Here is a 26,653-nt window from a genome sequence, read left to right on the forward strand (position 1 = left end):
CTTTCTAAAAAACATGGTCGAGCTGTATCAATGCTCATCTTTTTACAGATCCGTGCAGGATAACGCCGTTATTTCTTTCGTCCTCCCTGCTTCGGCTTCGGTCTTCTCCCACCGGTCTGTCCGGCCATTCCCTTTGCTCTGCCGGATAAGACCTGGCGACCTTTTCCTTCCGTTTTCCCGTTCCCGGGCTTTTTTCCGGTCCTCGTTCCGACTTTTTTTCTATCTGCGATGTCCTTCGTCATCTTCCTTGGCTTGATCAGGCATTTCTGGTCAAATCCGATGAGATCCTCTCTTCCGGCCTTGATCAGTGCCTCTTTTACAAGATCATAGTTGTCCGGATTCCGGTACTGGATCAGGGCACGCTGCATCGCCTTCTCATGCGGGTTCGTCGGCACATAGACCGGTTCCATCGTCCGCGGATCCAGCCCTGTATAGTACATACATGTAGAGATCGTCGACGGTGTCGGGTAAAAATCCTGTACCTGCTCCGGCATGTATCCAAGATCCCTTAAGTGTTCCGCAAGCTCCACCGCCTCTTTCAAGGTGGAACCCGGGTGGGAGGACATCAGGTATGGAACGAGATACTGCTTTAAGCCCAGCTTCTCATTCATCTTTTTATATTCCTGAGCAAACTTCTCATAGACGGAATTCTCCGGCTTTCCGAGAAGTCTGAGCACCTGATCCGAGACATGTTCCGGGGCAACCTTCAGCTGTCCGCTGACATGGTACATGCAGAGTTCTCTTAAAAAATCCTTTTTCTTGTCCGCGAGAACATAGTCAAAACGGATGCCGGAACGGATAAATACCTTCTTCACCTTCGGCAGCGCCCGGAGTTTTCTTAAGAGGGCGATATAATCCGTATGATCCGCGATCAGGTTTTCGCACGGCTTCGGGAAGAGGCACTGTTTTCCAGGACATGCTCCGTATTTCAGCTGTTTTTTGCAGGCCGGAAAGCGGAAGTTCGCCGTCGGGCCGCCCACATCGTGGATGTATCCCTTAAAATCAGGTTCCTTTGTCAGGTATTTCGCCTCATCGATGATCGATTCGTGGCTTCGTACCTGAATAATACGCCCCTGATGGAACGTCAGCGCACAGAAGCTGCAGCCGCCGAAGCAGCCACGGTTGCTGATCAGGCTGAATTTCACCTCCGAGAACGCCGGGATCCCGCCTGCCGCATCGTAGGACGGATGCCACCGCCTCATATAAGGAAGTGCGTAGACATCATCCATCTCCTGAACAGAAAGCGGTTTTGCCGGTGGGTTCTGGACAACATAAAGGTTGTCCCGGTACTGCTCCACAAGACGTTTTCCCGAGAAGGCATCCGTATTTTTATACTGGATATTGAAGCTTTCCGCATAACGTCTCTTATCTGTTTTGATCTCATCATAGGACGGCAGGGTAACCGCATCGTATACGGAATCCAGACTGTCCGTCTTATAGACAGTTCCGTCGATAAATGTGATATCCTTCACATCAAGACCGGAGTTCAGCGCGTCCGCGATCTCAACGATAGACTTCTCGCCCATTCCGTAGGAGATCAGGTCTGCCTGGGAATCCACAAGAATCGAGTGCTTCACCTTGTTCGACCAGTAATCATAGTGGGCCAGGCGCCGTAAACTCGCCTCGATCCCGCCGATCACGATGGGAATATCCTTATAAACGGAACGGATCAGGTTGCAGTAGACCACTGCCGCGTAATCCGGCCGCTTTCCCATAACACCGCCCGGCGTGTAGGAATCCTTATCGCGGCGTCTCTTTGAGACGGAATAATGGTTTACCATGGAGTCCATATTTCCGGCGCTCACGAGGAAGCCGAGACGCGGTCTTCCGAGAACCTGGACGCTCTCTTTGTCCTTCCAGTCCGGCTGGGCGATGATCCCGACCTTGTATCCGTAGGATTCCAGCACACGGCTGATGATTGCGGAACCGAAGGACGGATGGTCCACATAGGCGTCTCCGCAAACATAGACGAAATCGCACTGGTCCCAGCCTCTTTTTTCCATATCTGCCCGGCATACCGGGAGAAAATCATGTATCATATGTTATGTCCTTATTCATTTTATCGTTGAACCGGCAAATGAGCCAATCTTATAAAAACTATAGTAATTCTCTGTAATCGGAGATCACCGCATCCGCAAGCGCTCTCTTCTCATCCATCAGATCTGCCGAAAAATCATCCTCCATGGCGATCACCGGCATCCCCGCCGCTTTGCCTGCCATGATCCCCGCCGGGATATCCTCAAACACGAGGCAGTTCTCCGGTTGCACACCAAGACGTTTTGCGACTTCGAGGTAGATATCCGGCTCCGGCTTTCCGTGAGCCACCTCACAGGCTGTCACCACCGCATCAAAGTATTCTTTCACCTTCAAAGATGTCAGGACCGCATCTACGATCTCGCTTCCGTTGCTGGTCCCGATTCCTGTGCGGATCCCGTTCTCCTTGCAGTATTTCAAAAATTCCAGCACACCCGGCTTCAAGGGTACTTCATGACGGTACTTGTCGATCGACATCCGGGTCCAGACTGCCTTAATCTCGTCAAGGCTTAACGGGAGATCAAACCGCTCCTTAAAATATACCGCCGTCTCCGAAAAGCTCATTCCCTCGATCGCTCTCTGGATATCGTCCGGGCATTCATAGCCGTAAGCTCCCAAAAATTCGATATCGATCGCCTCCCACATCCACATGGAATCCACCAGAGTCCCATCCAGATCAAAAAGCACCGCCTTTTTATTTTCCAAAAAATTCTTTATCATAAGTTTTCCAACAACTCCCGTTCTTTATCCGTCAGTTTCCGGTATTCCCCGGTCTTTAAAGCATCATCGAGCTTCAGCGGCCCCATAGACAAGCGTTTTAAGTGAAGCACCGGACAGCCGGTCTCCTCCATCATGCGCTTAACCTGATGGAATTTCCCCTCGTGAAGCGTGAGCCGCACGAGACTCTCCGCCGCTGTCCCCGTCTTCCGGTCCTCCGCTCTTCTCTCTAAGATCTCCAGCTCCGCAGGCATACAGGAAAGTCCGTCCGCAAGCGTCATTCCTTCCCGGAACTTATCTACCGCCTCATCTGGGACAAAGCCCTCGCATCTCGCCTCATACACCTTATCCACGTGATGTCCCGGTGAGAGAAGACGGTGGGCCAGCGCCCCATCGTTTGTGATGAGAAGCAGACCTTCTGTATCGATATCAAGACGGCCCACCGGGAACAGGTCTTTTCGGCTTTTTTCATCGATAAGATCCACCACGGTCTTTCTGCGGCGGTCCTCCGTCGCGGAGATCACGCCCTGAGGTTTATTTAAAAGGTAATATTCCAGTTCCACGTATTCTACCGGCGCATTGTCAAGACAGATCGTGTCTTCGCCTTTCTTTATCTTCGTCTCAGGCTTTTTTACAATCACACCGTTCACCGTGATCCGTCCTCTCCGAATCATCTCCTTGAGCTCCGTCCTCGTCCCTTTTCCCATATCAGCCAGATATTTATCCAACCGGATTGCTTTTTCCAAGTATTTCTCTCCTTCCGAATCCCGTGCTTTTCTGGTCCAGTCCGTATTCATTCTATTGGGAAATGCAGAATTCCCGGAAAATATGGACTTTTAAATAAAAAAGCACACTATCTTTATCATATCAAAATTCCGGTGAAAGTACAATGAAAATAATAGAAAGAGTTTATCTGGTGTTACAGTTCAGCCATGCGCTGGTTTGAATGAGAAAGTGTGTTGCAAGCTTGCTTGCATAAGCACTTTTTCATCCAAATCAGCATATGGTGGAACCACCAGGCTTCTTGTTTTCATGAATATGAAAACAAGAAGATGTAATGGCTGAACTGTAACTATCTGGGGCACCCGGTAAACCTGATCTAAATATCCTCATTAGGAGTATTTATGATAAAGACATCAATCCTGGCTCTTTTCTCCCTGCTTTTTATGATCTTTCACGCGGGCCTTGTGACAAAAGGTGCAGCAGCAGGACTTCTTTTGTGGTATTCTGCAGTGGTACCGGCGCTGTTTCCATTTATGGTTCTGTCCTCCATTCTCTCTGCCTCCGGCGGGATCTCCTGGCTTATGCAGCCGTTTACGGTGGTTTTCCGTTTCTGCGGGCTGTCAGCAGACGGATGGTATGTTCTCCTCACAGGGCTCCTCTGCGGCTGCCCTATGGGCGCAAAAACGTGCGCAGACTTTCTCGCGGAAAGGCGGCTCAGCTCCAGCGAGGCAAAGTTTCTCTTCGCCCTCTGTAATCACCCGAGTCCCATGTTTCTCGCAGGTTTCGTTTATCCCATGTTTGCCGCTCAGTTACCGCTTTTTTGCTTTGTCTTTGCCATTTACATGCCGCTCCTGCTGCTCGCTATCCCGGCACACTTCATTTATCACGCTCCTTTTAGTCCTGAATCCATCCCGGAAAATTCCGGTATTTCCCAACAACATCCAACTCCGAATTCCGCCAATGCGTTTTCTTCAAAGCACACACGATCAGATAAATCGTCCAGTTCTGCACTTTCCCTGGATGCCGCGATCCTGAATTCCGCAGAGATTCTTGTAAAGATCGGCGGCTACCTGATCTTTTATTCCATTTTGATCCTTGTGATCCGGAATACTCCTGAGATTCCAGCCCCAGCCCGTCTGTTTTTCTCTGGCGCAATGGAGATCACAACGGGGATCCGTACTGTCAGCGATTCTCTTACATATCCATATTCCGCTATCGCAGCTGCTGCCATATTCTCTTTCGGCGGCTTTTCCGCCATGTCGCAGACAAATGCAGTGATCCGGATACACCGATCCTCATCGGGATCCGCCGGCAGGACGATCTCCTGCGGCGGCCGGCAGAATTCTGTGCACGAAAAAACTGCCGGACTCTCCATCCGGCAGTATCTTCTCTGGAAAATTGCCCACGCCTCCCTGACAGCTGCCGTCATGGCAGTCCTCACCGGTGTTCTGCGTTTTTCCATATTTTAAATTCGTTTTGTTTCCATCAGCGATTCTGTACAGACTGACTGCATTAAGCGTTCTTACCATCGGTCTCCGGCGCAGCGTCTTCCTCTTTCTCTGTGATGATTCCGGAGGAAAGTTCCTTTCTGTTGGAGGAAACGATATCGTAGCTGGACTTCATGGAGTTCATGAACGCGTCGAAGCGGCCCTGGGCGCCTTCCATTGTGTGGTTCATAATTGTCTGAAGGCTCTTTAACATATCATCTGTGTACTGGATAGATCCCTGACGGACACTGTTTGCGTCAGCGACTGCGTTGTCAACGATAGTCTGGGCCTGGGCCTGGGCCTGCTCGATGATCTCATTTGCCTGGGCGTAAGCTCTCTGCATGATCTCGTGCTCGTTTACAAGCTCGTTTGTCTGGGCCGTTGCCTCTGCGAGCATTGCGTCTGCCTTGCTGTGGGCATCAGAGAGGATCGCATCCTGGTTGCTGATGATCTTCTGATACTGCTTGATCTCATCCGGGATTCTTAAGCGAAGCTCCACTAAAAGCTCGTCCAGCTCCTCTTTGTTTACGATGATCTTTGTTGTAGATAACGGCTGAAATTTACAGCTGTCGATATATTCCTCAATTTCATTGATTAACTGTTCAATTCTGCTCATGTCGTTTCCTTTTCCTTTCCCTTACACCTGACTGCCTTGTCTCTCACACAGTCTCTTATGTACTTCATCCGCCACATAAGGTGTTACAAAATTCGAAATATCCCCGCCGTAAGCCGCAACTTCCTTTACGGTACTGGAACTTAAGTACGCGTACTCAAGGCTCGTGGTCAGAAATACTGTGTCTATGCTGGTATCCATCACGCGGTTTAACTGGGCGATCTGGAGTTCATATTCGAAGTCAGTGATCGCGCGGAGTCCACGGACAACGGCGTTGGCGTTGCATTCCTTTGCAAAGTCAACGGTAAGTCCCGCAAAGCTCTTTACCTCCACGTTCGGAATGTCTTTTGTGACCTCTTCTAACATCTTAACACGTTCTTCCACAGAAAACAATGGCGTTTTCGCGCGATTATTGAGAACGCCGATGATCAGATGATCGAATAATTTTGATGCCCTCTTGATAACGTCGATATGTCCCAGTGTGACCGGGTCAAAACTTCCCGGATAGATTGCTGTCTTCATGATTTTTGTCTATGCCGCAGGCTGCTGCGGTTTATCTCCTCATTTTATGTGTTTTTTCTGGCTTTGTTCTGGCAATTTCCAGCCTGTGATCTGTCATTCGTACTGGTCACTTCATTACACTTTCTTAATCTTAAGGAAAACATGTTTATTCGTCTTATATTCTTTGATCTTCACGATCTCATACCCGAGTGCACCAGCCCAGGAAAAATCCACGTCAAGAGCTTCCTCAGCGATGATCAGCGTCTCTTCGTCCGCGAGACAGGTATCCTTTAATGCCTCAAGGACTTTTTTCGGAAGATCCATCCGGTACGGTGGATCCATAAAGATAAAGTCAAACGACTTTCCATCCCGGTCAAGTCTCCGAACTGCCTCTGTCACATCCGCAGACATGACCCTGGCCTTTTCTTCCAGGTGGGTTGTCTTTAAATTCTCCCGGATGCAGGAAATCTGTCCGTCACCCTTATCGACAAAGACCGCTTCCTTCGCCCCGCGGCTTAATGCCTCGATCCCGATCGCGCCGCTTCCCGCGAAAAGATCCAGGAATCTTGCCCCGTAAAGGTCATTCTGAAGCATATTGAACAGGGTCTCTTTTATCCGGTCCGTGGTGGGTCTTGTCTCCATTCCATCCACCGTCTTTAAAAGCAGCCGTCTCGCGCTGCCTGCAATCACTCTCATATTTCAACCTCTGAATACTGCAATTATTCGTAACTGTTCAGCAGGTCTGCGCACTTGCTGCGCTGACCGCAAGAAAGCATACCCATTATAATCGCATTTTTTCTATTATACAAGTATTTTTTGCTGTAACATACTCAGTTACTGTCTGCGCAAGGCGTGAACCGTGACACGGAAAAAGCCCTCACAGGGCAGATGGAACTGATGAGGTCCCGTCTTTCCTGCGAAGGCTTTCCGGATGCTCAGGCTTTATTTACCTGCCATCTTCTTTTCCTGCTCTTCGATCATCTTCTTGACCATATAGCCGCCGACGCTGCCGTTCTGGTAAGAAGTCAGATTGCCGTTGTAGCCGTTTGTGAGCGGTACTCCGAGCTCATCTGCGATCTCCATTTTGAATTTGTCCATCGCTTCCTTTGCTTCCGGAACTACTACACGGTTAGAAGAACTGCTTGTGTTAGACATAAGATACGCCTCCTTTTAGTGTAATGCCTTTTACTGCTTTCGCATCGGGCATGTTTGATGGTACGTTCCTAGTATGATCGTCCTGAAAAATAATACACTGGAAGGTTTTGTGTGAAATGTCGTTTTCTTGCAATTCAACCACTTCGTGCTGTCTGTCGGCTCTGCCTGCAATTCAATATCAGCGGCTTCGAGACTTTTTATCTCTCTTTAAGTGCAAGAAACGCGCAGAGATTCCCTCGTTTCTCCCCCATCGCCCTGTGGGAAAACAGCTTATCCGGGTTGCACTTTGTGCAGATATCTGTGACGGAAATATTCTTTGACGGCACTCCGGCTTCCATCAGGATTCGGCGATTTGCCTCCCAGAGATCCAGCTGACGCTTCCCGATCACGCCGCTCTTAGACGGGAAGACAATGTGTTCACAATCCTCTTTCGAAAATGCATCACGGAAGTTGTCCGCCACATCTTCCCCGACCTCATAACAGTCGCTGCAGATACTCGGTCCCACGCAGCAGATCAGGTCTTCCGGGACAGTTCCGTATTCCTGCTTCATCGCATGTATCATCTTTTCCCCCATGCGGTTCACGGTTCCTCGCCAGCCGGAATGTGCGAGACCAATGGCATGGTGTTTCGGATCTACAAAATATAACGGGACACAGTCCGCAAAAAATGTCACAAGCGTCACGCCCGGCATGTTCGTCAAAAGTCCGTCGATATCCCGGTAGTCCCGGTCCTTCACAACGCCTTTTCCGAGATCATCCGCGGAGACGACTCGGATATTTGTCGTGTGGGTCTGCCAGGTTAAGACCATTTTTTCCCGGTCTACACCGAGAGCCGCCGCCATCCTGCTGTAATTCTCCAGCACATGTTCCCGGTTATCACCGCGGGTAAAGGAAAAATTCATGGTCGAATACCAGCCCTCGCTGACACCGCCCATTCTCGTGGAGAACGCGTGAGTGACGATTCCCGTGGCATCAAGTACCGGAAATGTCAGATATGTGACACCGCTCTTTGTCACTTCTCTCATATGATCCGCCGCATCTGTTTTTCTGATCCACTGATTCATAAATTTTCCCCTTTCCGAGATATCTCATGCAAAAAACATAAGACTATTTCATTAAAAAGCGTTTCTGATATATGTGATCTCTTCCCCATCGATCCCCGCCGCATCAAACCGGCACGGAGTCTCCTCCGGAAATTGATGGGAAAACAGATAATACACCGCTGCATTCCGGATCCGCATGGCCTTCCTGTGGTCGATGGCTTCCAGTGAAAAACCAGCCGAGCCGCTGGCGCGGAATTTCACCTCGATAAACACGAAATATTTTCCATCCTTCGCGATAATATCGATCTCGCCCTGCTTGCAGCGGTAATTCCTCTCCAGGATCATAAATCCGTTCTGTTTTAAAAAGGCAGCGATCTTTTCTTCATAGATGCTGCCTGTTGCCCGATTATTCTTTGTCACGCTCATCCCCCGATTTATGACAATGCAGTCATACAGCTCATCTCCTGCAGCCGCATAAACATTTTTATTCTCTCTTTACACCTGATCCTCGAGCCTGCCAATTTATACGAATTTGGTAATAAACGTCCGTCTGTGGATCGGTGTCGGACCAAACTCCTTGAGCGCCGTGATATGCGCCGGAGTTCCGTATCCTTTATGCTTCGCGAAACCATACTCCGGATAATCTTTATCGTACTCCTCCATCATATGGTCCCTGGTCACCTTTGCGAGGATGCTGGCTGCCGCGATAGAAACGCTCTTCGCGTCGCCCTTGATGATCGGCACCTGGGGAATCGCAACGCCCGGGATCGTCACCGCGTCGTTTAAGAGGACCTGCGGCACCGGATCGAGCTTCGAGATGGCCTGTCGCATCGCCTCGTAGGTTGCCTGCAAGATGTTGATCTCATCAATCCGCTCCGGACCCACGATCCCCACCGACCAGGCGATGGCTTTCTCCTTGATCTCCAGGAATAGTTCCTCCCGTCGGCTCTCAGAGAGCTTCTTTGAGTCATTCAGATAAAGGATCTGGCAATCCTTCGGCAGAATCGCCGCACCGGCTGCTACAGGACCCGCAAGAGGTCCACGGCCTGCCTCATCGATTCCACAGATGAATGCGCAGTCCTCATACTGTCTCTCGAATTCCCGCATAAGAGAGAGACGTTCCAGTTCCTTCTCAAGTTTTTCTCCCGTCAGCACCCGTCTTGCCATATTCTGCCCAGCTCCTTATCCTCACATAATTTCTCTGCCTGCATGCGCAGCTTCTCCCCTTTCATTTCATCAAAACAGTCATCATCTGAATAATTCCGGGAAATATCTGCACACCTCTGCATTTTCAGAGTTTTATATTATTCCGCTTCTTCTTTCTTTTCCGGCATCTCCAGCGTAATCCTTCCAAGCTTTCCACCCCGGAATTCATCGAGCAGCAGTCTCGCAGCCTTCGTGAGATCATTCACCCCGCCTTTCGTCAGGCATGCGCGGGCTGCCGCGATCTCATCGAGAAGCTCATACGGCTTCTTTCCGTCCTCCTCGATTCCATAGCGCTCCTTTAAGAGTCCCGGAGTGATATTCCTAAGATAGTCCGCAAGCTCGGATGCCAGCTCATCTTTTTCCAGGATCTCATCGTTGATGGAACCTAAAAATGCCAGTAAAAGTCCCACTCTCTGGTCCTCAAATTTCGGCCATAAGATCCCTGGGGTGTCAAGAAGCTCCACCTGCTTGTTTAAGCGGATCCACTGGTTTCCTTTTGTGACGCCAGGCTTATTTCCGGTCTTCGCAGCCGCCTTTCCGGCAAAGCTGTTGATGAAGGTGGATTTTCCCACGTTCGGGATCCCCACCACCATGGCGCGCACCGGGCGGTTTAAGATTCCGCGTCTTCTGTCGCGCTCGATCTTCTCCTTACATGCCTCCTGGATCAGGGCATTCAATTGCTTTAAGGTTGCCTTCGCCCTCGCGTCGATCTTCATGACCTGGAAACCCTGACTCTCAAAGTAAGTGATCCACACCGCGTTTGCCTTCTCAGAAGCGAGATCTGCCTTGTTTAAAAGGATCACACGGCCTTTTCCAGCTGCGAGACTGTCAATATCCGGGTTGCGGCTGGCTAACGGCGCGCGCGCGTCCACGAGCTCGATCACGAGGTCTACAAGCTTCACGTCCTCTTTCATGGCGCGTTTCGCCTTTGTCATATGGCCTGGATACCACTGTATATTCATAGTAATTGTCTCCGTCCTTTCCTGCTACCGGACGAAACCAAGTCTGGAAAATGGCTGAAACCGCAGCCAGACGCGTCCGATGAGATTTTCCCGTTTTATATTTCCAATGCCGGAAAACCGGCTGTCTTCACTTGATTCCCGGTTGTCTCCCAGGAGAAAATATTCATCCTCCCCAAGCTCCACCGGATATTCGGCTGCCCCGGCGATCGTGGCCTCACCAAGACCGTCCTGCGCCTTTAAGAGTTCCCCATTGATATAGATGGACCCGTTTTTGATCTGGACCGTTTCCCCCGGAAGTCCGATGATCCGCTTGATTCCAGGCTGCTGCCCTTCCCGCTCAAACACAACGACATCAAGCCGGTTCGGTTTCCCGATATCGTAGGACAGGCGGTTCATCAATACCACATCTCCGGATTCCAGCACGGGCTTCATGGAACTTCCATTCATCTCAATCCTGCTTCCAAAACAAAACACAAGATAACACGCAAGGGCAACCATGACTGCGCAGTCGACCGCCCATTCCGTGAGCCGGTGAAGTCTGTTCGATTCCTTTTCCTCAAAAAATTCCATGGCGAGTCCCCCTCTCTGAAAGGCAATTGTTCCGTGACTAAGTCACTCCCACAATTGCCGCCAAAATTCGTAATCCGGGCTATCGCCCTGCTTACTTATATCGGCTTGGCTGTCAAATGTCTGCCCATCCTTGCGCGCAAGTACGCAGTCTGGTCATCCGCTTAACAACACTTTCATATAAAAAGAATGTGCCTTGGCACATTCTCGCGCCTCGCGCGGTCGCTTGCGACAATCTACATCTTCGCGCGAGTGCGCATCCTTGGCACGTTAGTGCCTTTTAATGTAACAGGGAATTCCTCGGAATTTCCTGTTACATTAAAAACAAAGGGACAATTTTCATTGCCCCTTTGATCTACTGACTCTCTGTACAGTTATGAATTATTTTACTAATTCTTTAACCTTTGCTGCCTTACCTACTCTTGTTCTTAAGTAGTAAAGTTTCGCACGACGAACTTTACCTCTTCTAACAACCTCAACGTTCTCAACAGACGGGGAATGAAGCGGCCATGTTTTCTCAACGCCGATACCGTTGGAGTTCTTTCTTACTGTGAAAGTCTCTCTAACGCCGCCGTTCTGTCTCTTGATAACTGTACCCTCGAAAACCTGGATTCTCTCACGGTTTCCCTCTTTGATCTTAGCGGATACTCTTACAGTGTCACCTACGTTGAAGCTCGGTACAGACTCTTTTAACTGTGCAGCTTCGATATTCTTGATAATGTCGTTCATTGATATGAACCTCCTTAAAGTATTCGATGTTCTTACCCGCATCATCTTTTCCTGCGGCAGCGGACCATCTCTTATGATTTAAGCCTCCGTATCGACAGGATTTCCCCGTCTTTCGGATACCACAGTTTTGTATTTTACCATACCGTCAGCCAAAATGCAAGCGGTTTTCTCAAAAATCGCACAATATTTGTTACAGTTCAGCCATGCGCTGGTTTGAATGAGAAAGTGTGTTGCAAGCTTGCTTGCATAAGCACTTTTTCATCCAAATCAGCATATGGTGGAACCACCAAGCTTCTTGTTTTCATGAATATGAAAACAAGAAGATGTAATGGCTGAACTGTAACCAATATTTGTGGAGCGAAAGTCTCATTTTTCCAGCTGCTGCACGGATCAGGCGGTCTCTTCCCCGTCATGTTCCGCCGATGCTTTCTCTTTATTTTTGACCTTCTGGGCGTTCTCCAATTCCTGCTGTCTCAACAGTTCGTCGAGAAACTTCTGCTCCTTCTTCGACAGGACCGCATCCTCAAGAAGCTCCGGCCGGTTCTTTAACGTTCGGATAATGGACTGTTCCCTGCGCCACTTCTCCACATTCGCGTGGTGGCCGGAAAGCAGGATATCCGGCACCTTTTTGCCCATGAATACTTCCGGACGGGTATACTGGGGATACTCCAGAAGATTATCATGGAACGTCTCAAACTCCGCAGATACGTTATTGTTCAGCACTCCCGGCACAAGTCTTGAGATGCAGTCGATCATCATCATCGCCGGCAGTTCACCGCCCGTAAGGACATAATCTCCTGCGGAGAGATAATCTGTAGCGATCATCTCGAGGACACGCTCATCCACGCCTTCATAATGGCCGCAGAGGAACACCAGATCTTCCTCCTTCGCAAGATCTTCCGCGATGCTCTGGTTGAAGGTCTGACCCTGCGGTGTCATATAGATCACACGTGGTTTCTTTCCGATCTTCTCCACAAGAGCCGCGTAAGCGCGGTAAATCGGCTCTGCCTGCATGACCATCCCGGCTCCTCCTCCGTATGGATAATCATCCACCTTGCCGTGGCGCTCCAGCGTATAATCACGGATGTTCACTGCCTCAAATGATACGATTCCCTTTGCAGCCGCGCGGCCGAGAATACTCGTCTCCAGACCGTTCATGATCATTTCCGGGAACAGGGTAAGTACATGAAAGTTCATCGATACCTCCCCTACAGATCGAGAAGTCCCGGGAGAACATGAACAAGCATTTCTTCCTTGTCGAGATCCACGTCCAGGATGCAGTTGCGGATCGCCGGGAGAAGAAGCTCTTTTCCCTCCGGTGTCTTCACGCAGTACACATCATTCGCTCCGGTCTCCATGACATCCGTCAAAGTTCCAAGTGTCTCTCCCTCGTCTGTGACAACGTTAAGTCCGATGAGGTCTGTGATAAAGAACTCATCCTCCTCCAGCGGGATCGCCTGATCTCTTGTAATAAGAAGATCCTTCTGACGCCAGCCTTCCACCTCGTTCATGGTGTCCACGCCATCAAATTTCAGGATGACCATATTTTTAAAGAATTTCACCTGACGAATCTTTAACTCCCGTGTCTCTCCTCTTCCGAGATCCAGAATCACTTTATCTAATTTTTTAAAGCGCATCACATCATCTGTGGTCGGATAGACCTTCACCTCGCCGCGCACGCCGTGCGGGGAGGTAATGACGCCTACGCGAAGATATTTTTCCATATTGTCTCCTTAATGACAGAAAGGGGACTGCAGCCGGGAAAAATCCTGTCCACAGTCCCTCACGATTACTGAATTTCAACAATCACTTTCTTATCCATCTTGGAAGAAGCTGCCTTCACAACGGAGCGGATGGCTTTCGCGATCCTTCCCTGCTTTCCGATCACCTTTCCCATATCGGTCGGGGCAACCTTAAGCTCAATGACGATCTCTTCTTCTTTTTCAGATTCCGTAACAACGACTTCATCTGGATTATCAACCAGCGCTTTGGCGATAACTTCTACCAATTCCTTCATTGAATCCACCTCGATTACTGGATACCGGCTGCCTTTAAGAGCTTAGCAACAGTCTCAGTCGGCTGAGCGCCTGTTCCTAACCACTTCTTAGCTGCTTCCTCGTCGAATTTGATGGTGCTCGGCTCTGTGTTCGGATCGTAGTATCCAACCTCTTCGATGAAGCGACCGTCTCTCGGGGAACGGGAATCTGCAACGATAATTCTATAGAAAGGAGCCTTCTTCTGACCCATTCTTCTTAATCTCATCTTAACTGCCATGACAATTTCACCTCCTTGGTTTTTTCGTTTATCAGCCATGCGGGAATCGCATTTGCCTTCTTATCATAAATTGCGGTATTTAGAAAGGTAATTTCATCTTTCCAAGCATCCCGCCCAGTCCGCCAAGCCCTTTCCGCTTGCCGCCTCCCATCATTCCGGGAAGCTGCTTCATAAGCTTTTTCGACTGTTCAAACTGTTTGACGATCCGGTTCACCTCGGCAATATCTACGCCGGCTCCCTTTGCAATCCTCTGTTTTCTCGACGGATTTAAGAGGGACGGATTCGCCCGCTCCCCCTTCGTCATAGAGAGAATGATCGCCTCCACTTTATCCATGGATCTCTCGTCTATTTCAACATTTCCCTTCATCTGAGACATTCCCGGCATCATGTTTAAGATGCTGTTCATGCCGCCCATTTTTTTGATCTGGCGCATCTGATCCAGGAAATCGTTAAAATCAAATTCTGCTTTGCGAAGTTTCTGGCTCATTTCTTTTGCCTTCTCTTCGCTCACCTCAAACTCGGCTTTCTCAATCAGGGAAAGGATATCACCCATTCCAAGGATTCTCGAAGCCATACGGTCCGGATAAAACTGTTCCAGATCGGAGAGCTTCTCGCCCATACCGACGTAGAGGATCGGTTTTCCCGTCACGGCACGGATCGATAACGCCGCACCGCCTCGTGTATCACCGTCAAGCTTTGTTAAGATTACGCCGTCGACGCCGATCTTATCATTGAAGCTTCCGGCTACATTTACTGCATCCTGACCGGTCATCGCGTCGACAACGAGGATCGTCTGGTCGACTTCAACGGCTTCCTTGATATTGACGAGCTCATCCATCATGGACTCGTCGATCTGAAGACGTCCTGCCGTATCGAGGAATACGAGATTCATGCCTTCTTTTCTGGCATGTTCCACAGCGGCTTTCGCGATATTCACCGGATTCTGGTTATCACCCATCGTGAAGACCGGAACTCCGACTTTCTCACCGTTTACCTGTAACTGTTTGATCGCAGCAGGACGGTAAACGTCGCAGGCCGCAAGGAGCGGCTTTCTGCCCTTCGCCTTAAACTTTCCGGCAAGCTTTGCCGTAGTCGTTGTCTTACCTGCACCCTGAAGTCCGATCATCATGATCACGGTGATCTCATTCTGGGGCTTTAAGGCAATCTCTGTGGTCTCGGAACCCATAAGCTTTACGAGCTCCTCATTTACGATTTTTATTACCATCTGTCCCGGAGTCAGGCTCTCTAAGACATCCTGTCCGATCGCACGCTCCTGTACAGAACTGATAAACTGTTTAACAACTTTAAAACTTACATCGGCTTCCAGGAGAGCCATCTTGACTTCCTTCAGGGCAGCTTTTACATCTGCCTCTGTCAGTCTTCCTTTGCCTCTTAAGTTTTTAAAGACATTCTGTAATTTATCGGCTAAACTTTCAAATGCCATGAAAACTCTCCCTCTGACTTACAGCTTCCCGATCTCTTCGGAAATCGCTTCGATCCTGTCGATCAGGGATCGGTCGCCGTCCTTTTTATATTGGCCAGCCAGTTCCTTAATCTCTTCTACCATTTTCTTTGTCTGGTTGAATTTCTCGACAAGCTTCAGTTTTTCCTCGTATCCGGAAAGAATCTTGTCACAGCGCTTCACCAAGTCATGCACGCCCTGTCTGCTGATTCCCTGTTCTTCGGCGATCTCGCTGAGGGACATGTCATTAAATACCACATCTTCATATACACGCCGCTGGTGCTCCGTTAAGAGCTCTCCATAGAAATCATACAGAAGACCCTGTGCTACAATTTTTTCCATATCAGGTCACCTTTGATATCATACTATAAACGGAGATGGTTGTCAAGTGTTTTTGCTTGACGTTTTATTTATTTTTAATTTTTCTTTTCAGACACCTGGCAATATATGTCCTCTGATCTGGAAATATCCCGTTAAACCGGGCCTTTCATTTTTCCATAAAACATAAACACCCGCCGTCAGGCAGGTGTTTATGTACTCTTATATAGGAAGGAGCGATTATTTTATAAAGCTACCAGTACCATATCTTTTGCAGATTCCGGAAGTTCTTCACCATCCATGGATACGCTTAATACAAAGTTTACATGGTATTTTGCACTGATCTGATCCAGTTCTGCGAGAGTTGCAGTGATATCTTCTCCCTCAAGACCAGCGAGCTTCAAGAAGCTGTCGAGATACATAGCCTCGAGGTCGTGATCCTGGGAAATAATTCCGCAGATGAAACCGATAAAGCCTTCAGCCGTACTTACAGAGAACTCCGCTACGTTGATTAAGCGGATCTTATTGTTAAGCTCGTACATATGTTTCGAGCTCTTATCAAGGTAAACGATTGAACCTTTTGCCTCTTTCACAGCTGTGTTAGCCATATCAAGTAAATATTTAGTTTTTCCTTTTCCCTTCCGTCCTGCGATGATCTGAACCATAATGCACTCCTCCTTGGATTTTATATATTTTGTATAAAAAATCTCTTGTTTGTAAATTTATTATAGACTATTTGCTGAAAATTTGCAACCATTATTTCTAAATTTCGAAATAATTTCATACAAAAGCAGAATGTACTTCCAACACCTGCAGAATCTGCCGCCGACAGTTCTTTACGGATGCCGGGAGCAAAAAACAGGACACGAAAGCCTCCGAATCCCCCGAAAACTTTCATATCCTGTTCATTCACGCTTTTTTCTTCCTGTTTTCCGCTATCGGTCGATCTTCTCAATGATCGTCGACATATCCGAATAGAGGGCATCGCGGCTGTCCGCGTGCATTACAACGGATGCGTACTCTTTTCCGTCCGCGTCCCTCTCCCCCATGATCAGGCAGTAGCCCGCCGCCTGGGTGGTTCCGGTCTTTCCGCCGAATACGGAGAGGCCCTCCGGCATCTCTTTCTTTCCGAGCATATAGTAGTTGCTGACACTCCAGGATGCGGTCTTGTCCGATCCGTCCGCCCCTTTATAGGTCCCCGTGTATGTCTTCGTCCCGATAATATCCCGGAACTTCTCATACTTTAACGCCTCATGGAACATCAAATAGAGATCATAGGCGGTCATATAGTGATCCGCATTCGTCAGACCGTTGGCATTCGCAAAATGCGTCCCTGTTGCACCGATCCGTACAGCCTCTTCATTCATCATCTTCACAAAGCCCTCGATGGATCCGCCCATGTGGACCGCGATAGCATTCGCCGCGTCGTTTCCAGATGGGATCAGAAGGCCGTAAAGAAGCTGCTCCAGTGTCAGCTTGTCTCCGGGAACGACTCCCGCCATGGAGGAACCGATCTCCGTGATCACCGACTCCTGGGGAACCGTCACCACATCATCAAGATTCCCATATTTTAAAGCAATAAGTGCCGTCATGACCTTTGTCGTGCTGGCAGGGTTTCTCCGTTCAAAGACATCCTGTGCGAAAACAGCATTTCCGCCGTCTAACGGAAACACTCCGGCAGACTCCGCTGTGAGCGTCTCATCCACGCTCGTTTCATCTGTCACTACCGCCAGATCTGCCGCAAATCCATCCGCCGTCCTTCCGCTTCCGGAGGCGGCAAACGTCCCGATCCTCTGATCCAGGGCGTAGGAGCTTCCTGCACCTGCGGACTTCGCGCAGCCAGACGCGCCAAGAACCAGGCAGAGTCCCACGATTCCCGGGATCCATCTTATCTTCTTTCCCATTACTTATACATCTCGCGCCATTCCAGATCGCCGCGGTCCAAGGCCTTGATCAGAAGTTCCGCCGTAGCGAGGTTTGTCGCTAACGGGACATTGTGGATATCGCAGAGTCTCACAGCCTTGTTGACATCCGGCTCATGGGACTTCGGGGACAGCGGATCTCTTAAGAAAATCACGAGATCCATATCGTTGTTCTCGATCTGTGCTCCCATCTGCTGCTCTCCGCCAAGATGCCCCGGCAGAAATTTATGGATATTTAAGTTTGTGACTTCCTCGATGAGTTTGCCGGTGGTTCCGGTCGCATAGAGGTTATGTTTACTTAAGATTCCCTTGTACGCAATACAGAAGTTCTGCATCAGTTTCTTTTTGGAATCATGAGCGATCAGTCCAACATTCATAACAATACCTCCTAGAATTCTAGTTTATTTTGCTGCAGTCCGACGTTTAAGAGAACGCCGATGCCGATATAAAGACTTACCAGAGAACTTACACCATAACTGATAAACGGAAGCGGAAGCCCGGTGTTCGGGAAAATTCCGGTGGCAACCGCAATGTTTGTAAATGCCTGGAATCCAACGAGAGCAGCTATTCCCGTACAGAGAAGCTTTCCAGTCAGGTCTCTCGTTCTCCCTGCCATTCGCAGGCATTCAAATACAAAGAGAAGATACAGGACCAGCACAAGCATGCAGCCCACAAAGCCCATCTCCTCGCCGATCACGGCGAAAATAAAATCGGTGTGTTCCTCCGATAAGAAATTTCCGTTCTTTACGGAAATGGCCGTTTCATTGAGCAGGCCCTTTCCATACAGCATTCCCGATCCGATGGCCATCTTTGAGTTATCCTGCTGGACATTCAGGTCCGCGTATTTTCCAGGATTGACGAAGGCAAGGATTCGGTTTACCTGGTATCCTGTCAGAAACGGCACAGCGCCCCGCTCGGCGAGAAATACCGTGAGGGCCAGCCCCGGGATCACGACGGCGGCAGCGCCGACGATCCATTTGTAGCTGAGTCCCGCGACAAAGATCAGGCATACGATGATAAACATGATAACGATACTCGTGGACAGATCCGGCTGCTTCATAATTAGAAGCAGCGGAACAGCAGCAAACGCTCCGACGATGATCAACGTGCGGAGATTATTGATCTTCTCCTGATTTCGCTGCAGAAACCAGGAGAAGAAAATGATCAGACCGATCTTAACAAATTCCGACGGCTGGAAACGTCCGATAACAGGAAGCGTGATCCAGCGTCTCGCACCAGTTCCGGCTCCTCCGAACTGTCCCGCAACGATGATCGCGAGAAGGATCGCCACACATCCAAGGTAGATCACGCCGGTGCAGCGCATCAGTTTGTGGTAATCTGTCAGAGCCAGGAAGAGCATGATCACCAGTCCGCCGAAAAGGCCGATCAACTGGCGGTTGATATAGCTTCTGTCTCCGTTTACCGCGCTGTTGATCACGAGAAGCCCGATGGCGTTTAATGCCAGGGCATAGAACAGCAGGCGGAAATTGAAGTTTTTAAAATTGTATTCTGAAAACATGTATTAAAATGTCCCCTTAACTAGCAGTTCACGAACCGGGATGCTGGCGTACAGGACAGGGAGCTTCTCTCCCACCCTTTTGTGGTCCATATGGATCACCTTGACCTCCAGCTGCTCCGGATCGATCATCATATATCTTGATATGACTTTTATCATGTCGTTTTTTAACATCTCGAGGATCTCCGGCGTACATCCGGCCCGGTCTGCGATCAGCAGAAATTCAAGCCGTTTTTTTGCTATGTTTCCGGAATTTCTTCCTGTCAGGATATGGAACAGCCTCTTCTTCATTTATGCCCGTTTTAAGAGACCGCTAAACATATGGAAGAATCCTTTATTTTTCTCAAGCCCCATAAGCGGCACCTCCTGACCAAGTATCCGCTTACAGATATTAAGATAAGCCTGTCCGGCAAAGGAATTCATTCCCACCAGAGGTTCCCCCTGGTTCGTGGAGATCACGATCTCCTCATCGTCCGGGATCGCGCCGAGGATTGGGATTCCGAGAATATCCGTCACGTCCTCCATTGACATCATATCCCCGCGCCGGACCATATCCATCCGGATCCGGTTTACGATGAGATCCATCTTTGAGATCTCATCTGCTTCCAGAAGACCGATGATCCGGTCAGCGTCACGAATTGCTGACACCTCGGGAGTCGTCACCACAAAGGCACGGTCCGCTCCGGCGATGGCATTCTTAAATCCCTGCTCGATTCCGGCAGGACAGTCTAACAGTACATAATCAAACTCTTCTCTCAGGTCATCCACCAGCTTTCGCATCTGGCCGGGAGTCACGGAAGACTTGTCCCTGGTCTGGGCGGACGGAAGTAAAAACAGGTTTGGATATCTTTTGTCTTTTATCAGTGCCTGCTTCAGACGGCAGTTTCCCTCCACGACGTCCACAAGGTTGTAGACGATGCGGTTCTCCAGTCCCATCACCACGTCGAGGTTTCTCAGACCGATATCTGTATCGATCAGAATTACTTTTTCCCCAAGCATGGCAAGTCCTGTACCGACATTCGCTGAGGTCGTCGTCTTGCCAACACCCCCTTTTCCGGATGTAACAACAATGACTTCACTCATAAGAATATCCTCCTGTATTCAGTTGTAATGTACCGCAGCGGTTCTATTATCTGAGAATGGCGCTGCCTGGACATAAATCCACAAAATATATTTTACATGAAAAAAGCAAAAAATTCCAGTAAAAAATAGAGTTTATAAAAAATTTACAGTTAAAGGTTGTCAAGCAACTAAACGGACTGCGTGCCTGCACGCAAGGACGGTTAGGCATTTGGCTTAAATAAAATTCAGTGCGCTCAGAAAGCTCTTCTTGATCGGCTCCTCTACAACTTTCCCGTTTTCAGACAGGATCATCATCGGCCCCCGTCCCAGGTGACGTCCGTTCCCGGCTTTTTTCAGGGAAAGCCCGGCGATCCGCACAGACATCGGTGCCATCTCGAAGGCGACGATCACCGCGTCCTCATTCCCGCAGACACCTGCGTAAGCCGCTCCGCGGAGCGCCCCTAAGACGACGATATTTCCTTTCGCGCTGACCTTCGCTCCCTTTTCCACGTCACCGATCACGACGATACTGGCTTCCGATTCCAGTTCATCCCCGTCCCGGAGATTTCCCTTGTAAAACTGTCCCGTGAGGGACGACAGCTCCATCAACCTCTCGTTCAGCGCTTTCTCACACTTCTTTGTCCTGTTTCCGTCCGTGTCGAGAAGACACAGCACCTCGATATCAGAATTATCCGTGATAGTCTGAACGACGCGGTACTCCTCCTCCGGTGTCAGATCCCGTCCTTCCAGTGTCAGTGTCATCTGGGCAGCTCCCCAGAATTTCGCCGTCGCCTTGAATTTCTTTGCGATTGCCTGAAGAACCTCATCAAAATCCAGGTCTTTCTCCAGATAGACCGTCATTCCCGCTTTATTTCCCTTGATTACGACAGCATCTTTCATCTTGAAATCCCCCTTTATGTAACTTCGGCAGGTAAACCAGACCGCCGGTCCGTCAACGCCTTACAGCCCGGCAGATTCGCCGGGCTGCAGCTTTTTGTTTGTGCAGTGCGTGGATTAGTCTCCGATCTCTACGTTCGAAGAGTTCAACGCACTGTTATTCAGAATGTAATTCAGGTCTGTATATCCGTAGTAGAAACGATATATATTTTTCGCGGCCGTCGCCGCGTTGGATGACGAATATCCATAGGGAATATTTACCGTCACCGCGATTTCGGGATTCTGGTATGGTGCAAAGGAAACGAAGAACGCATGGTTGATGCGGTGTCCGTTTTTGATCTCCTCGGCGGTACCTGTCTTGCCGGCGATATCCACCTCAAGATCGCTGAAGATCTTTCTCGCGGAACCGTCGGAGATAACCCGGCGCATACCGGTGTGGACCGCGTTCCATGTGGAATCCTTCACATCGATGACAGAGCGGACCTCCGGAGTGAAATCTTCTAAGAGATTTCCCTGAGAATCTGTCATCTTATCGAGAAGACTCAGTTTGAAGACTGTTCCCTTGTTGGCCACAGCCGTGATATATCTGGAAAGCTGGACGTTAGAGTAAGAGTTCTTACCCTGTCCGATGGAGGACGCCTCCGGCTTCTCCGTTGTCATCTGCGGCTCTCTCTCAGCGATCTCGATTCCAGATGTCTCATCCAGACCGAACAGTGACGCGTATTTCCGGATCTTCTCGATACCGAGCTCCGGTGAATAGTTGCCGTTCTCGTCCATGGAGAGACGGTGTCCCATCTCGGAGAAGAACACGTTGCAGGAGTTCTGGATACCGTGGACCACATCGAGAGGTCCATGCTGTCCCGGATAGATCCAACATCTCAACGCCGGTGAGATCTCCTTATAGATGCCGGTACAGTTCACCGTGTCGTTTAATCCGATGACTCCCTCCTCCAAAGCCGCTACCGCGATGATCGGTTTGAAGGTGGAACCCGGCGCTTTCTGTGCCTGAGTGGCATTGTTGAAGAGTGGCAGGGACTGGTCATTATTTAACTTATTGTAATACTCCGCATCCACAGTTCCGGAGAACTTGTTATTGTCGTAGCTCGGGTATGTCACCAGCGCCCCCACCTCACCGGTGTGGACGTCCGTGATGACCGCGCTGGCAGAACACGGATCCAGAGCCAGCTGGGCCGGTGTGATCTCGATATCGGAGATCTTCTTTCTGATAAACTGGAACGCGTACTCGTCTCCTCCCGCCTCCAGCATCCGGACTTCATTCTCGTCGTATGCCAGGATATTCTGGTCATAGAGGGCGAGGCAGAGTTCCTTTCCGGATACGGTGCCGTTGTTTACGAGATACCGGAAGATCTTCTTTGTGAAGGCCGCATCGTTCTGCAGGTCATCCAGCACATAATCCACGATGGTCCGGTAAATGCTGTCCGCGTCGGAATATCTGGACTCGATCTTTAACTTTGTCGTGTCGATCCAGCTCTCAGCGATTCCATCGTACAGGTAATCCCTGAGGCTGATGGAATCGTCTTTCCATGCCTTGTAGGTGTCGGACTCCTGGTCGATCTTATCCGTCTTGATGATCTGACGTTCGGAAAGCAGCGTGTAGATATACTGCATATAGGCAAACATATCTTCCGGCAGGTCCACCATCTTTCTTGCGGATCCGTCCGTGAGCTCGCTCCTGATCTGAGCCAGGATCTGCTCTCTCGACTGACTGTATTTCGCGTAAATATTTTTCTCTGTCTGGGATGCCTCCGGCGCGGAGAACGCAGAAAGGTCCAGAACATTGTTGTTGATCAGCTGATAGTAAACATCCTTCACCGGAATCGGGATATTCGCCGCTTTCTTGTAATCGTTGTCATCCAGGTCACGGTTTACAAGCTTGTCCGTGATGATACCGGCGAGCTGCTGTTCCAGAATATGGTACACACCGATCTGAAGATCACGGTCCAACGTCAGGTAGATGTCATGTCCGGCCTCCGGCTCCGTCCTCTTAACAACCTCCAGGATCCGTCCCATACTGTCCACATACATGGTCTGGGAACCTTTCTTGCCCTGAAGTTCCGTCTCCATGGACGCTTCAATTCCGGTCTTACCCACAAGGTCTGTCAGCTCGTAATCCGGGTTCGTCTCCCGCAGTTTTTCGAGCTCATCATCCCAGACTTTTCCGATATAGCCGATGATCGGCGCAAAATATACACTATCATTGTATACACGGATCGTAGATTCCTCGATTTCTGCACCCTTTAAGTTTCCGGAGTTTTCCAGGATATCCGTCATGGTCTCCTTGCTGACATCGGAGGCGATCGTCGTGGACTCATATTTCCGGTATGCAGTGAGTCCCATCGTGTAGCGGATGTTGATGATCCCGAGAGCTTCCTCGTCGGTGAACTCGATAGGAGCTCCGTTGTCATCCTTCAGCTGGTCAAGGCCGTAGTACTTCACCCTGTCGTCAAAGACTTCCCTCGCCGTCACATCGGAAGGATATTTTCCTTCCGCGTCATCCAGCTCGTCCGTCTTTTTTAATCCGTAGTAATCGCTCAGGAAACGTCTTCTTGCCGTCTCACTGGTTGTCGTGAAGATCATCTCGCCGGAGGAATCATATCCAATGGAAAAATCACCTTCCACGCTCTCGCCATGGCGGTTCAAAATCCGGACAAGCTCTAAAAGCATCCGGTTTCTGTCATTGGATCTCTTGTAATCTCCGTTATCCTGAAGCGTCACATTGTACGACAGTTTATTATATGCAAGAACATTCCCGTTTCTGTCATAAATATTTCCACGGGTACCGGTAAGACTGATCTTTTTCTCCGTCTTTGCCATATAGTTTTCCTGGAACTGCTCTCCCTCAATGATCTGCAGCTTGAACAGGCGCATGCCCAGGATCGCATAAAGGCCCACAAATACCACCGACAGGATCACAAGTCTTGACGACAGCAGCTTTTTCAAAAACTCTTTCAGGATCTCAGAAAAATCGTTAAACAATCGTTGTGTCTCTCCTTTTTTCCATCTCTTCCAGTTTGCGGCTGATATACAGGAACAGCCGGTACAGGATCAGTGTTGTCACAACGGTGAAGATCGTCTCCGGCAGGATAATATTGATAAAATAATAACCGAAATTCAATCTTCCCCGCACCAGAAAGCCGAATACATAAAGATAGAAATTATAAAATACTTCGTTCAGCGCCGAAAGCACCAGCGGCAGCGTAATATAGTCCTCATAATAGTATTTTGTACAGATTCCGTTTACATAGCCCATCCAGATAAAGACAAGCGTATGGAACCCCAAAGGACCTCCGGATGACAGATCCATCAAAAGTCCTACGATCAGACCGTAGCCCATCCCCCATGCGCTTCCCCTGATAAATCCAAAGGAGAACACCAGGATTACCATGAGGTTTGGGTATACCGCCAGGAACGGCAGCAGCGGAAAAATACACGTCTGCACGATAAATGCCAGAATCACCAGAACAAAGTTTACGATGATCCGTTTCATATTGCTATTCATTGATCTCCGGCCCCGCATCCTTTAAGTCTGTGATCACCAGGACCTCCTGAAGTCTGTCGAACCTCGCGGCAGGAATCAGGTATCCCGATTTTGTCAGGTTGTCATTGTAGTCTACCGTGATGTCCGTGGCATATCCCACTAGGATTCCCGGCAGGAACTTTCCGCTGATATTAGAGGTGACGATCATGTCGCCGTCCTTGATATCATCGTCCTTTTCCATGTAAGAAAGCTTTAAGCGGCCCTCTTTAAAGAGCTGCAGATCACCTGCCACGATGCAGGAGTCCCCGGACTGCTGTGCCATGGCACTCACACGGCTGGAATCATCAATGATGGAGCGGACCGTGGCGTAGTTCGCGCCCACGTCTGTGACGATGCCAACAAGACCGCCGCCTGCGATGACATTCATGTCCTCCTTGATTCCGTCATCAGACCCTTTGTCGATGCGAAATACGGAAAACCAGGAGCCGGAGTCCTTTGCGATGATCCGGGCACCGATCTTATGGTACTGCATGTACTCCTGATCCAGCTCGTAGAGGCTTCTTAAACGCTCTAACTCAAACTGTTCGGAGCGGAGTCTCGTGTTCTCTTCCGTCAGTTCATCCACTCTCGTCTTTAAGGTCTCATTCTCCGCCAGTGCCGTCTTAAGCTTTCCGACACTGCTCAGTTCATTGTAGAGGCCGCCGCCAACCCGGTTCACGCCGGACTGGATCGGCACCAGCACATAGCCTACCGCGGTTCTCAGCGGGTTTAAGATGCTTCCCTTGATGGTCGTGATTCCGATCATGCAGACGCAGAGAAGCGACAGTCCAAATAGAAAATATTTCGTATTGTTTTTCATGTTTCAAAAATTCCCCGTTCTCTAAGGCTCACATAGGAATTATCTCCGATAATGATATGGTCTAAAAGCGGGACTCCCATAAGACTCCCTGCTTCCCGGACCCGTTCTGTGAAGAGGCAGTCTTCCCGGCTGGGTGCCGGGTCCCCGCTGGGATGGTTGTGGAGCAGGATGATCCCGCAGGCCCTGAAGCGCAGCGCCTCGATATAGATCTCCCGCGGTGTCGCGCAGGATGCGTTCACCGTTCCCCTGGAGACTGTGATGTCCCTCAACAGAATATTTTTCGTGTTCAGGAGCAGAAGCTTTAAGTTCTCCTGCTCTAAATGGCGCATTTCCTCCATATAAAAAGCCGCCACTTTCGACGGTGCGTCAAAGACGATGGTCTTCTCCGATGCCGCCGCCTTCCAGATTCTGGCGGAGAGTTCTCCGATACAGGCAAGCTGGATCGCCTTCACCTCACCGACACCGCGGATCTCCTTATAGTCTTCCACTGTTCCATGGAGAAGTCCTGCGAGTCCCGGCGGATTTCCGGTATTTAAGATCTCCTCCGCCATGTCCCGCACCGGGATATTTTTCGTCCCGGAGCGCAGGATCACGGAGAGAAGTTCCGCGTCCGAGAGGGATACCGGACCTTTCTCCAGCACCTTCTCATAGGGGCGTTCTGAGATCGGAAGCCCCTTCATTGTCTTTCCATTTTTCTTTTCCATACTGACATTCCGCCTTTCCTGTCTCTCCAAGTACACGATACGGCAGATGTCCCCTTTTCCTACAGAAAATGGTAAATTAAAATTGCAATGATCACGCCGATGATGCTCGCCATCGTGATCCGGATGCTGAGTCCGAACGTGATCACGAGGATCCCGAGGTTAAGGATCAGTGGATCGTTAAGACCAAAGGATTCTCCAAAATTCAACCAGGAAAGTCCCGGCACCTTCGCTGTCATCTCCCCGATAAAGCCTCCCAAAACGATTCCGGAAAGCAGAAGGAGAAGCAGCGCCCAGGAACTTTTACTCTTCATACTGTTTCATTCCTCTCGATCGCTGGAACTGCGCATGATCGTCAGTCCCGGCGGCTGTTTGTTTCGCCTATGCAGGAAATTTTAGCATATTT

General features: G+C 49.6%; 33 protein-coding genes. 1 reads left to right on the forward strand and 32 read right to left on the reverse strand.

Annotated features, from left to right (window positions below; translation table 11 throughout):
• Positions 1 to 68 precede the first annotated feature (68 nt).
• Genes DXA87_RS04790 through DXA87_RS04800 form a run of 3 tightly spaced genes read right to left on the reverse strand, consistent with a single transcriptional unit; the run spans position 69 to position 3,497 of the window.
• A complete protein-coding gene (locus tag DXA87_RS04790) occupies positions 69 to 2,039 on the reverse strand; it encodes a YgiQ family radical SAM protein (RefSeq protein WP_117503445.1) in 1,971 nt (656 codons plus the stop codon).
• A gap of 58 nt (positions 2,040 to 2,097) precedes the next feature.
• Positions 2,098 to 2,754 (reverse strand): HAD family phosphatase, encoded by a 657-nt coding sequence (locus tag DXA87_RS04795; protein WP_117469564.1) that lies wholly within the window; start codon positions 2,752 to 2,754, stop codon positions 2,098 to 2,100.
• The gene (locus tag DXA87_RS04800; RefSeq protein WP_343220151.1) at positions 2,751 to 3,497 is read right to left on the reverse strand and encodes a pseudouridine synthase; all 747 of its coding nucleotides are present in this window, start codon (positions 3,495 to 3,497) and stop codon (positions 2,751 to 2,753) included. The genes DXA87_RS04795 and DXA87_RS04800 overlap by 4 nt, the downstream gene beginning before the upstream one ends.
• 378 nt (positions 3,498 to 3,875) lie before the next feature.
• Here DXA87_RS04800 and DXA87_RS04805 point away from each other — a divergent pair, with 378 nt between their 5' ends.
• The gene (locus DXA87_RS04805) at positions 3,876 to 4,943 is read left to right on the forward strand and encodes a hypothetical protein (protein WP_117503446.1); all 1,068 of its coding nucleotides are present in this window, start codon (positions 3,876 to 3,878) and stop codon (positions 4,941 to 4,943) included.
• 43 nt (positions 4,944 to 4,986) lie between these two features.
• Here the strand turns inward: DXA87_RS04805 and DXA87_RS04810 are convergent, their stop codons facing one another.
• From DXA87_RS04810 to DXA87_RS04950, 29 genes are all read right to left on the reverse strand, one after another.
• Positions 4,987 to 5,577 (reverse strand): vacuolar family H+-ATPase subunit H, encoded by a 591-nt coding sequence (locus DXA87_RS04810; protein WP_117469561.1) that lies wholly within the window; start codon positions 5,575 to 5,577, stop codon positions 4,987 to 4,989.
• 21 nt (positions 5,578 to 5,598) lie between these two features.
• A complete protein-coding gene (gene coaD, locus DXA87_RS04815; protein ID WP_117503447.1) occupies positions 5,599 to 6,096 on the reverse strand; it encodes a pantetheine-phosphate adenylyltransferase in 498 nt (165 codons plus the stop codon).
• Between the two features lie 114 nt (positions 6,097 to 6,210).
• A complete protein-coding gene (gene rsmD, locus DXA87_RS04820) occupies positions 6,211 to 6,771 on the reverse strand; it encodes a 16S rRNA (guanine(966)-N(2))-methyltransferase RsmD (RefSeq protein WP_117469560.1) in 561 nt (186 codons plus the stop codon).
• Between the two features lie 246 nt (positions 6,772 to 7,017).
• Positions 7,018 to 7,230: an alpha/beta-type small acid-soluble spore protein gene (locus DXA87_RS04825; protein WP_117469559.1), complete on the reverse strand. Its 213-nt coding sequence runs from the start codon at positions 7,228 to 7,230 to the stop codon at positions 7,018 to 7,020.
• Positions 7,231 to 7,427: 197 nt separating this feature from the next.
• Complete coding sequence (gene pgeF, locus DXA87_RS04830; RefSeq protein WP_117471780.1) at positions 7,428 to 8,294, reverse strand: peptidoglycan editing factor PgeF; 867 nt, start codon at positions 8,292 to 8,294, stop codon at positions 7,428 to 7,430.
• Between the two features lie 51 nt (positions 8,295 to 8,345).
• Positions 8,346 to 8,699, reverse strand: a complete 354-nt coding sequence (locus tag DXA87_RS04835) for a YraN family protein (RefSeq protein WP_117471779.1) — start codon at positions 8,697 to 8,699, stop codon at positions 8,346 to 8,348.
• A gap of 96 nt (positions 8,700 to 8,795) precedes the next feature.
• Positions 8,796 to 9,440: a ribonuclease HII gene (locus tag DXA87_RS04840; RefSeq protein ID WP_117469556.1), complete on the reverse strand. Its 645-nt coding sequence runs from the start codon at positions 9,438 to 9,440 to the stop codon at positions 8,796 to 8,798.
• 137 nt (positions 9,441 to 9,577) lie between these two features.
• Entirely contained in the window at positions 9,578 to 10,441 is an 864-nt protein-coding gene (ylqF, locus tag DXA87_RS04845) for a ribosome biogenesis GTPase YlqF (protein ID WP_117469555.1), read from the reverse strand.
• Between the two features lie 24 nt (positions 10,442 to 10,465).
• Entirely contained in the window at positions 10,466 to 11,011 is a 546-nt protein-coding gene (gene lepB, locus DXA87_RS04850; protein WP_015554341.1) for a signal peptidase I, read from the reverse strand.
• Between the two features lie 378 nt (positions 11,012 to 11,389).
• The gene (rplS, locus tag DXA87_RS04855; RefSeq protein WP_015554340.1) at positions 11,390 to 11,737 is read right to left on the reverse strand and encodes a 50S ribosomal protein L19; all 348 of its coding nucleotides are present in this window, start codon (positions 11,735 to 11,737) and stop codon (positions 11,390 to 11,392) included.
• Between the two features lie 390 nt (positions 11,738 to 12,127).
• On the reverse strand, positions 12,128 to 12,934 hold the full coding sequence (gene trmD, locus DXA87_RS04860) for a tRNA (guanosine(37)-N1)-methyltransferase TrmD (protein ID WP_117471778.1): 807 nt from the start codon (positions 12,932 to 12,934) through the stop codon (positions 12,128 to 12,130).
• 11 nt (positions 12,935 to 12,945) lie between these two features.
• Positions 12,946 to 13,461, reverse strand: a complete 516-nt coding sequence (gene rimM, locus DXA87_RS04865) for a ribosome maturation factor RimM (RefSeq protein WP_117503448.1) — start codon at positions 13,459 to 13,461, stop codon at positions 12,946 to 12,948.
• Positions 13,462 to 13,526: 65 nt separating this feature from the next.
• A complete protein-coding gene (locus DXA87_RS04870; protein WP_015554337.1) occupies positions 13,527 to 13,754 on the reverse strand; it encodes a KH domain-containing protein in 228 nt (75 codons plus the stop codon).
• A gap of 14 nt (positions 13,755 to 13,768) precedes the next feature.
• On the reverse strand, positions 13,769 to 14,011 hold the full coding sequence (gene rpsP / locus DXA87_RS04875) for a 30S ribosomal protein S16 (protein ID WP_015554336.1): 243 nt from the start codon (positions 14,009 to 14,011) through the stop codon (positions 13,769 to 13,771).
• A 79-nt stretch (positions 14,012 to 14,090) separates the two neighbouring features.
• Entirely contained in the window at positions 14,091 to 15,455 is a 1,365-nt protein-coding gene (gene ffh / locus DXA87_RS04880) for a signal recognition particle protein (RefSeq protein WP_117469553.1), read from the reverse strand.
• 18 nt (positions 15,456 to 15,473) lie between these two features.
• Positions 15,474 to 15,815, reverse strand: coding sequence for a YlxM family DNA-binding protein (gene ylxM / locus DXA87_RS04885; protein WP_015554334.1), 342 nt, complete (start codon positions 15,813 to 15,815; stop codon positions 15,474 to 15,476).
• A gap of 221 nt (positions 15,816 to 16,036) precedes the next feature.
• Positions 16,037 to 16,456 carry a hypothetical protein gene (locus DXA87_RS04890; RefSeq protein WP_015554333.1) on the reverse strand — a complete coding sequence of 140 codons (420 nt, stop codon included), beginning with the start codon at positions 16,454 to 16,456 and terminating at the stop codon, positions 16,037 to 16,039.
• A gap of 20 nt (positions 16,457 to 16,476) precedes the next feature.
• Positions 16,477 to 16,704, reverse strand: a complete 228-nt coding sequence (locus tag DXA87_RS04895; protein ID WP_117469552.1) for a hypothetical protein — start codon at positions 16,702 to 16,704, stop codon at positions 16,477 to 16,479.
• A 22-nt stretch (positions 16,705 to 16,726) separates the two neighbouring features.
• On the reverse strand, positions 16,727 to 17,695 hold the full coding sequence (locus DXA87_RS04900) for a serine hydrolase (RefSeq protein WP_117469551.1): 969 nt from the start codon (positions 17,693 to 17,695) through the stop codon (positions 16,727 to 16,729).
• Positions 17,695 to 18,090: a methylglyoxal synthase gene (locus DXA87_RS04905; protein WP_021904367.1), complete on the reverse strand. Its 396-nt coding sequence runs from the start codon at positions 18,088 to 18,090 to the stop codon at positions 17,695 to 17,697. The genes DXA87_RS04900 and DXA87_RS04905 overlap by 1 nt, the downstream gene beginning before the upstream one ends.
• An 11-nt stretch (positions 18,091 to 18,101) precedes the next feature.
• Entirely contained in the window at positions 18,102 to 19,232 is a 1,131-nt protein-coding gene (locus DXA87_RS04910) for an FtsW/RodA/SpoVE family cell cycle protein (protein WP_117469550.1), read from the reverse strand.
• 3 nt (positions 19,233 to 19,235) lie between these two features.
• Complete coding sequence (gene minE / locus DXA87_RS04915; protein ID WP_015554329.1) at positions 19,236 to 19,520, reverse strand: cell division topological specificity factor MinE; 285 nt, start codon at positions 19,518 to 19,520, stop codon at positions 19,236 to 19,238.
• The gene (gene minD / locus DXA87_RS04920) at positions 19,521 to 20,312 is read right to left on the reverse strand and encodes a septum site-determining protein MinD (protein WP_117469549.1); all 792 of its coding nucleotides are present in this window, start codon (positions 20,310 to 20,312) and stop codon (positions 19,521 to 19,523) included.
• 213 nt (positions 20,313 to 20,525) lie between these two features.
• A complete protein-coding gene (locus DXA87_RS04925; protein WP_117469548.1) occupies positions 20,526 to 21,191 on the reverse strand; it encodes a septum site-determining protein MinC in 666 nt (221 codons plus the stop codon).
• A gap of 114 nt (positions 21,192 to 21,305) precedes the next feature.
• Positions 21,306 to 24,185: a penicillin-binding transpeptidase domain-containing protein gene (locus DXA87_RS04930; RefSeq protein ID WP_117503449.1), complete on the reverse strand. Its 2,880-nt coding sequence runs from the start codon at positions 24,183 to 24,185 to the stop codon at positions 21,306 to 21,308.
• A complete protein-coding gene (gene mreD / locus DXA87_RS04935) occupies positions 24,178 to 24,708 on the reverse strand; it encodes a rod shape-determining protein MreD (RefSeq protein ID WP_021904363.1) in 531 nt (176 codons plus the stop codon). Before mreD ends, DXA87_RS04930 begins: the two co-directional genes overlap by 8 nt.
• Positions 24,701 to 25,546, reverse strand: coding sequence for a rod shape-determining protein MreC (gene mreC, locus DXA87_RS04940; protein WP_015554325.1), 846 nt, complete (start codon positions 25,544 to 25,546; stop codon positions 24,701 to 24,703). The genes mreD and mreC overlap by 8 nt, the downstream gene beginning before the upstream one ends.
• Positions 25,543 to 26,250 carry a DNA repair protein RadC gene (radC, locus tag DXA87_RS04945; RefSeq protein WP_117503450.1) on the reverse strand — a complete coding sequence of 236 codons (708 nt, stop codon included), beginning with the start codon at positions 26,248 to 26,250 and terminating at the stop codon, positions 25,543 to 25,545. Before radC ends, mreC begins: the two co-directional genes overlap by 4 nt.
• A gap of 59 nt (positions 26,251 to 26,309) precedes the next feature.
• Complete coding sequence (locus DXA87_RS04950; protein ID WP_015554323.1) at positions 26,310 to 26,561, reverse strand: DUF4321 domain-containing protein; 252 nt, start codon at positions 26,559 to 26,561, stop codon at positions 26,310 to 26,312.
• Between the last annotated feature and the right edge of the window lie 92 nt (positions 26,562 to 26,653).

The sequence above is a fragment of the Desulfotomaculum sp. OF05-3 genome (assembly GCF_003435535.1).
Classification (GTDB): Bacteria; Bacillota; Clostridia; order Lachnospirales; family Lachnospiraceae; genus Pilosibacter; species Pilosibacter fragilis.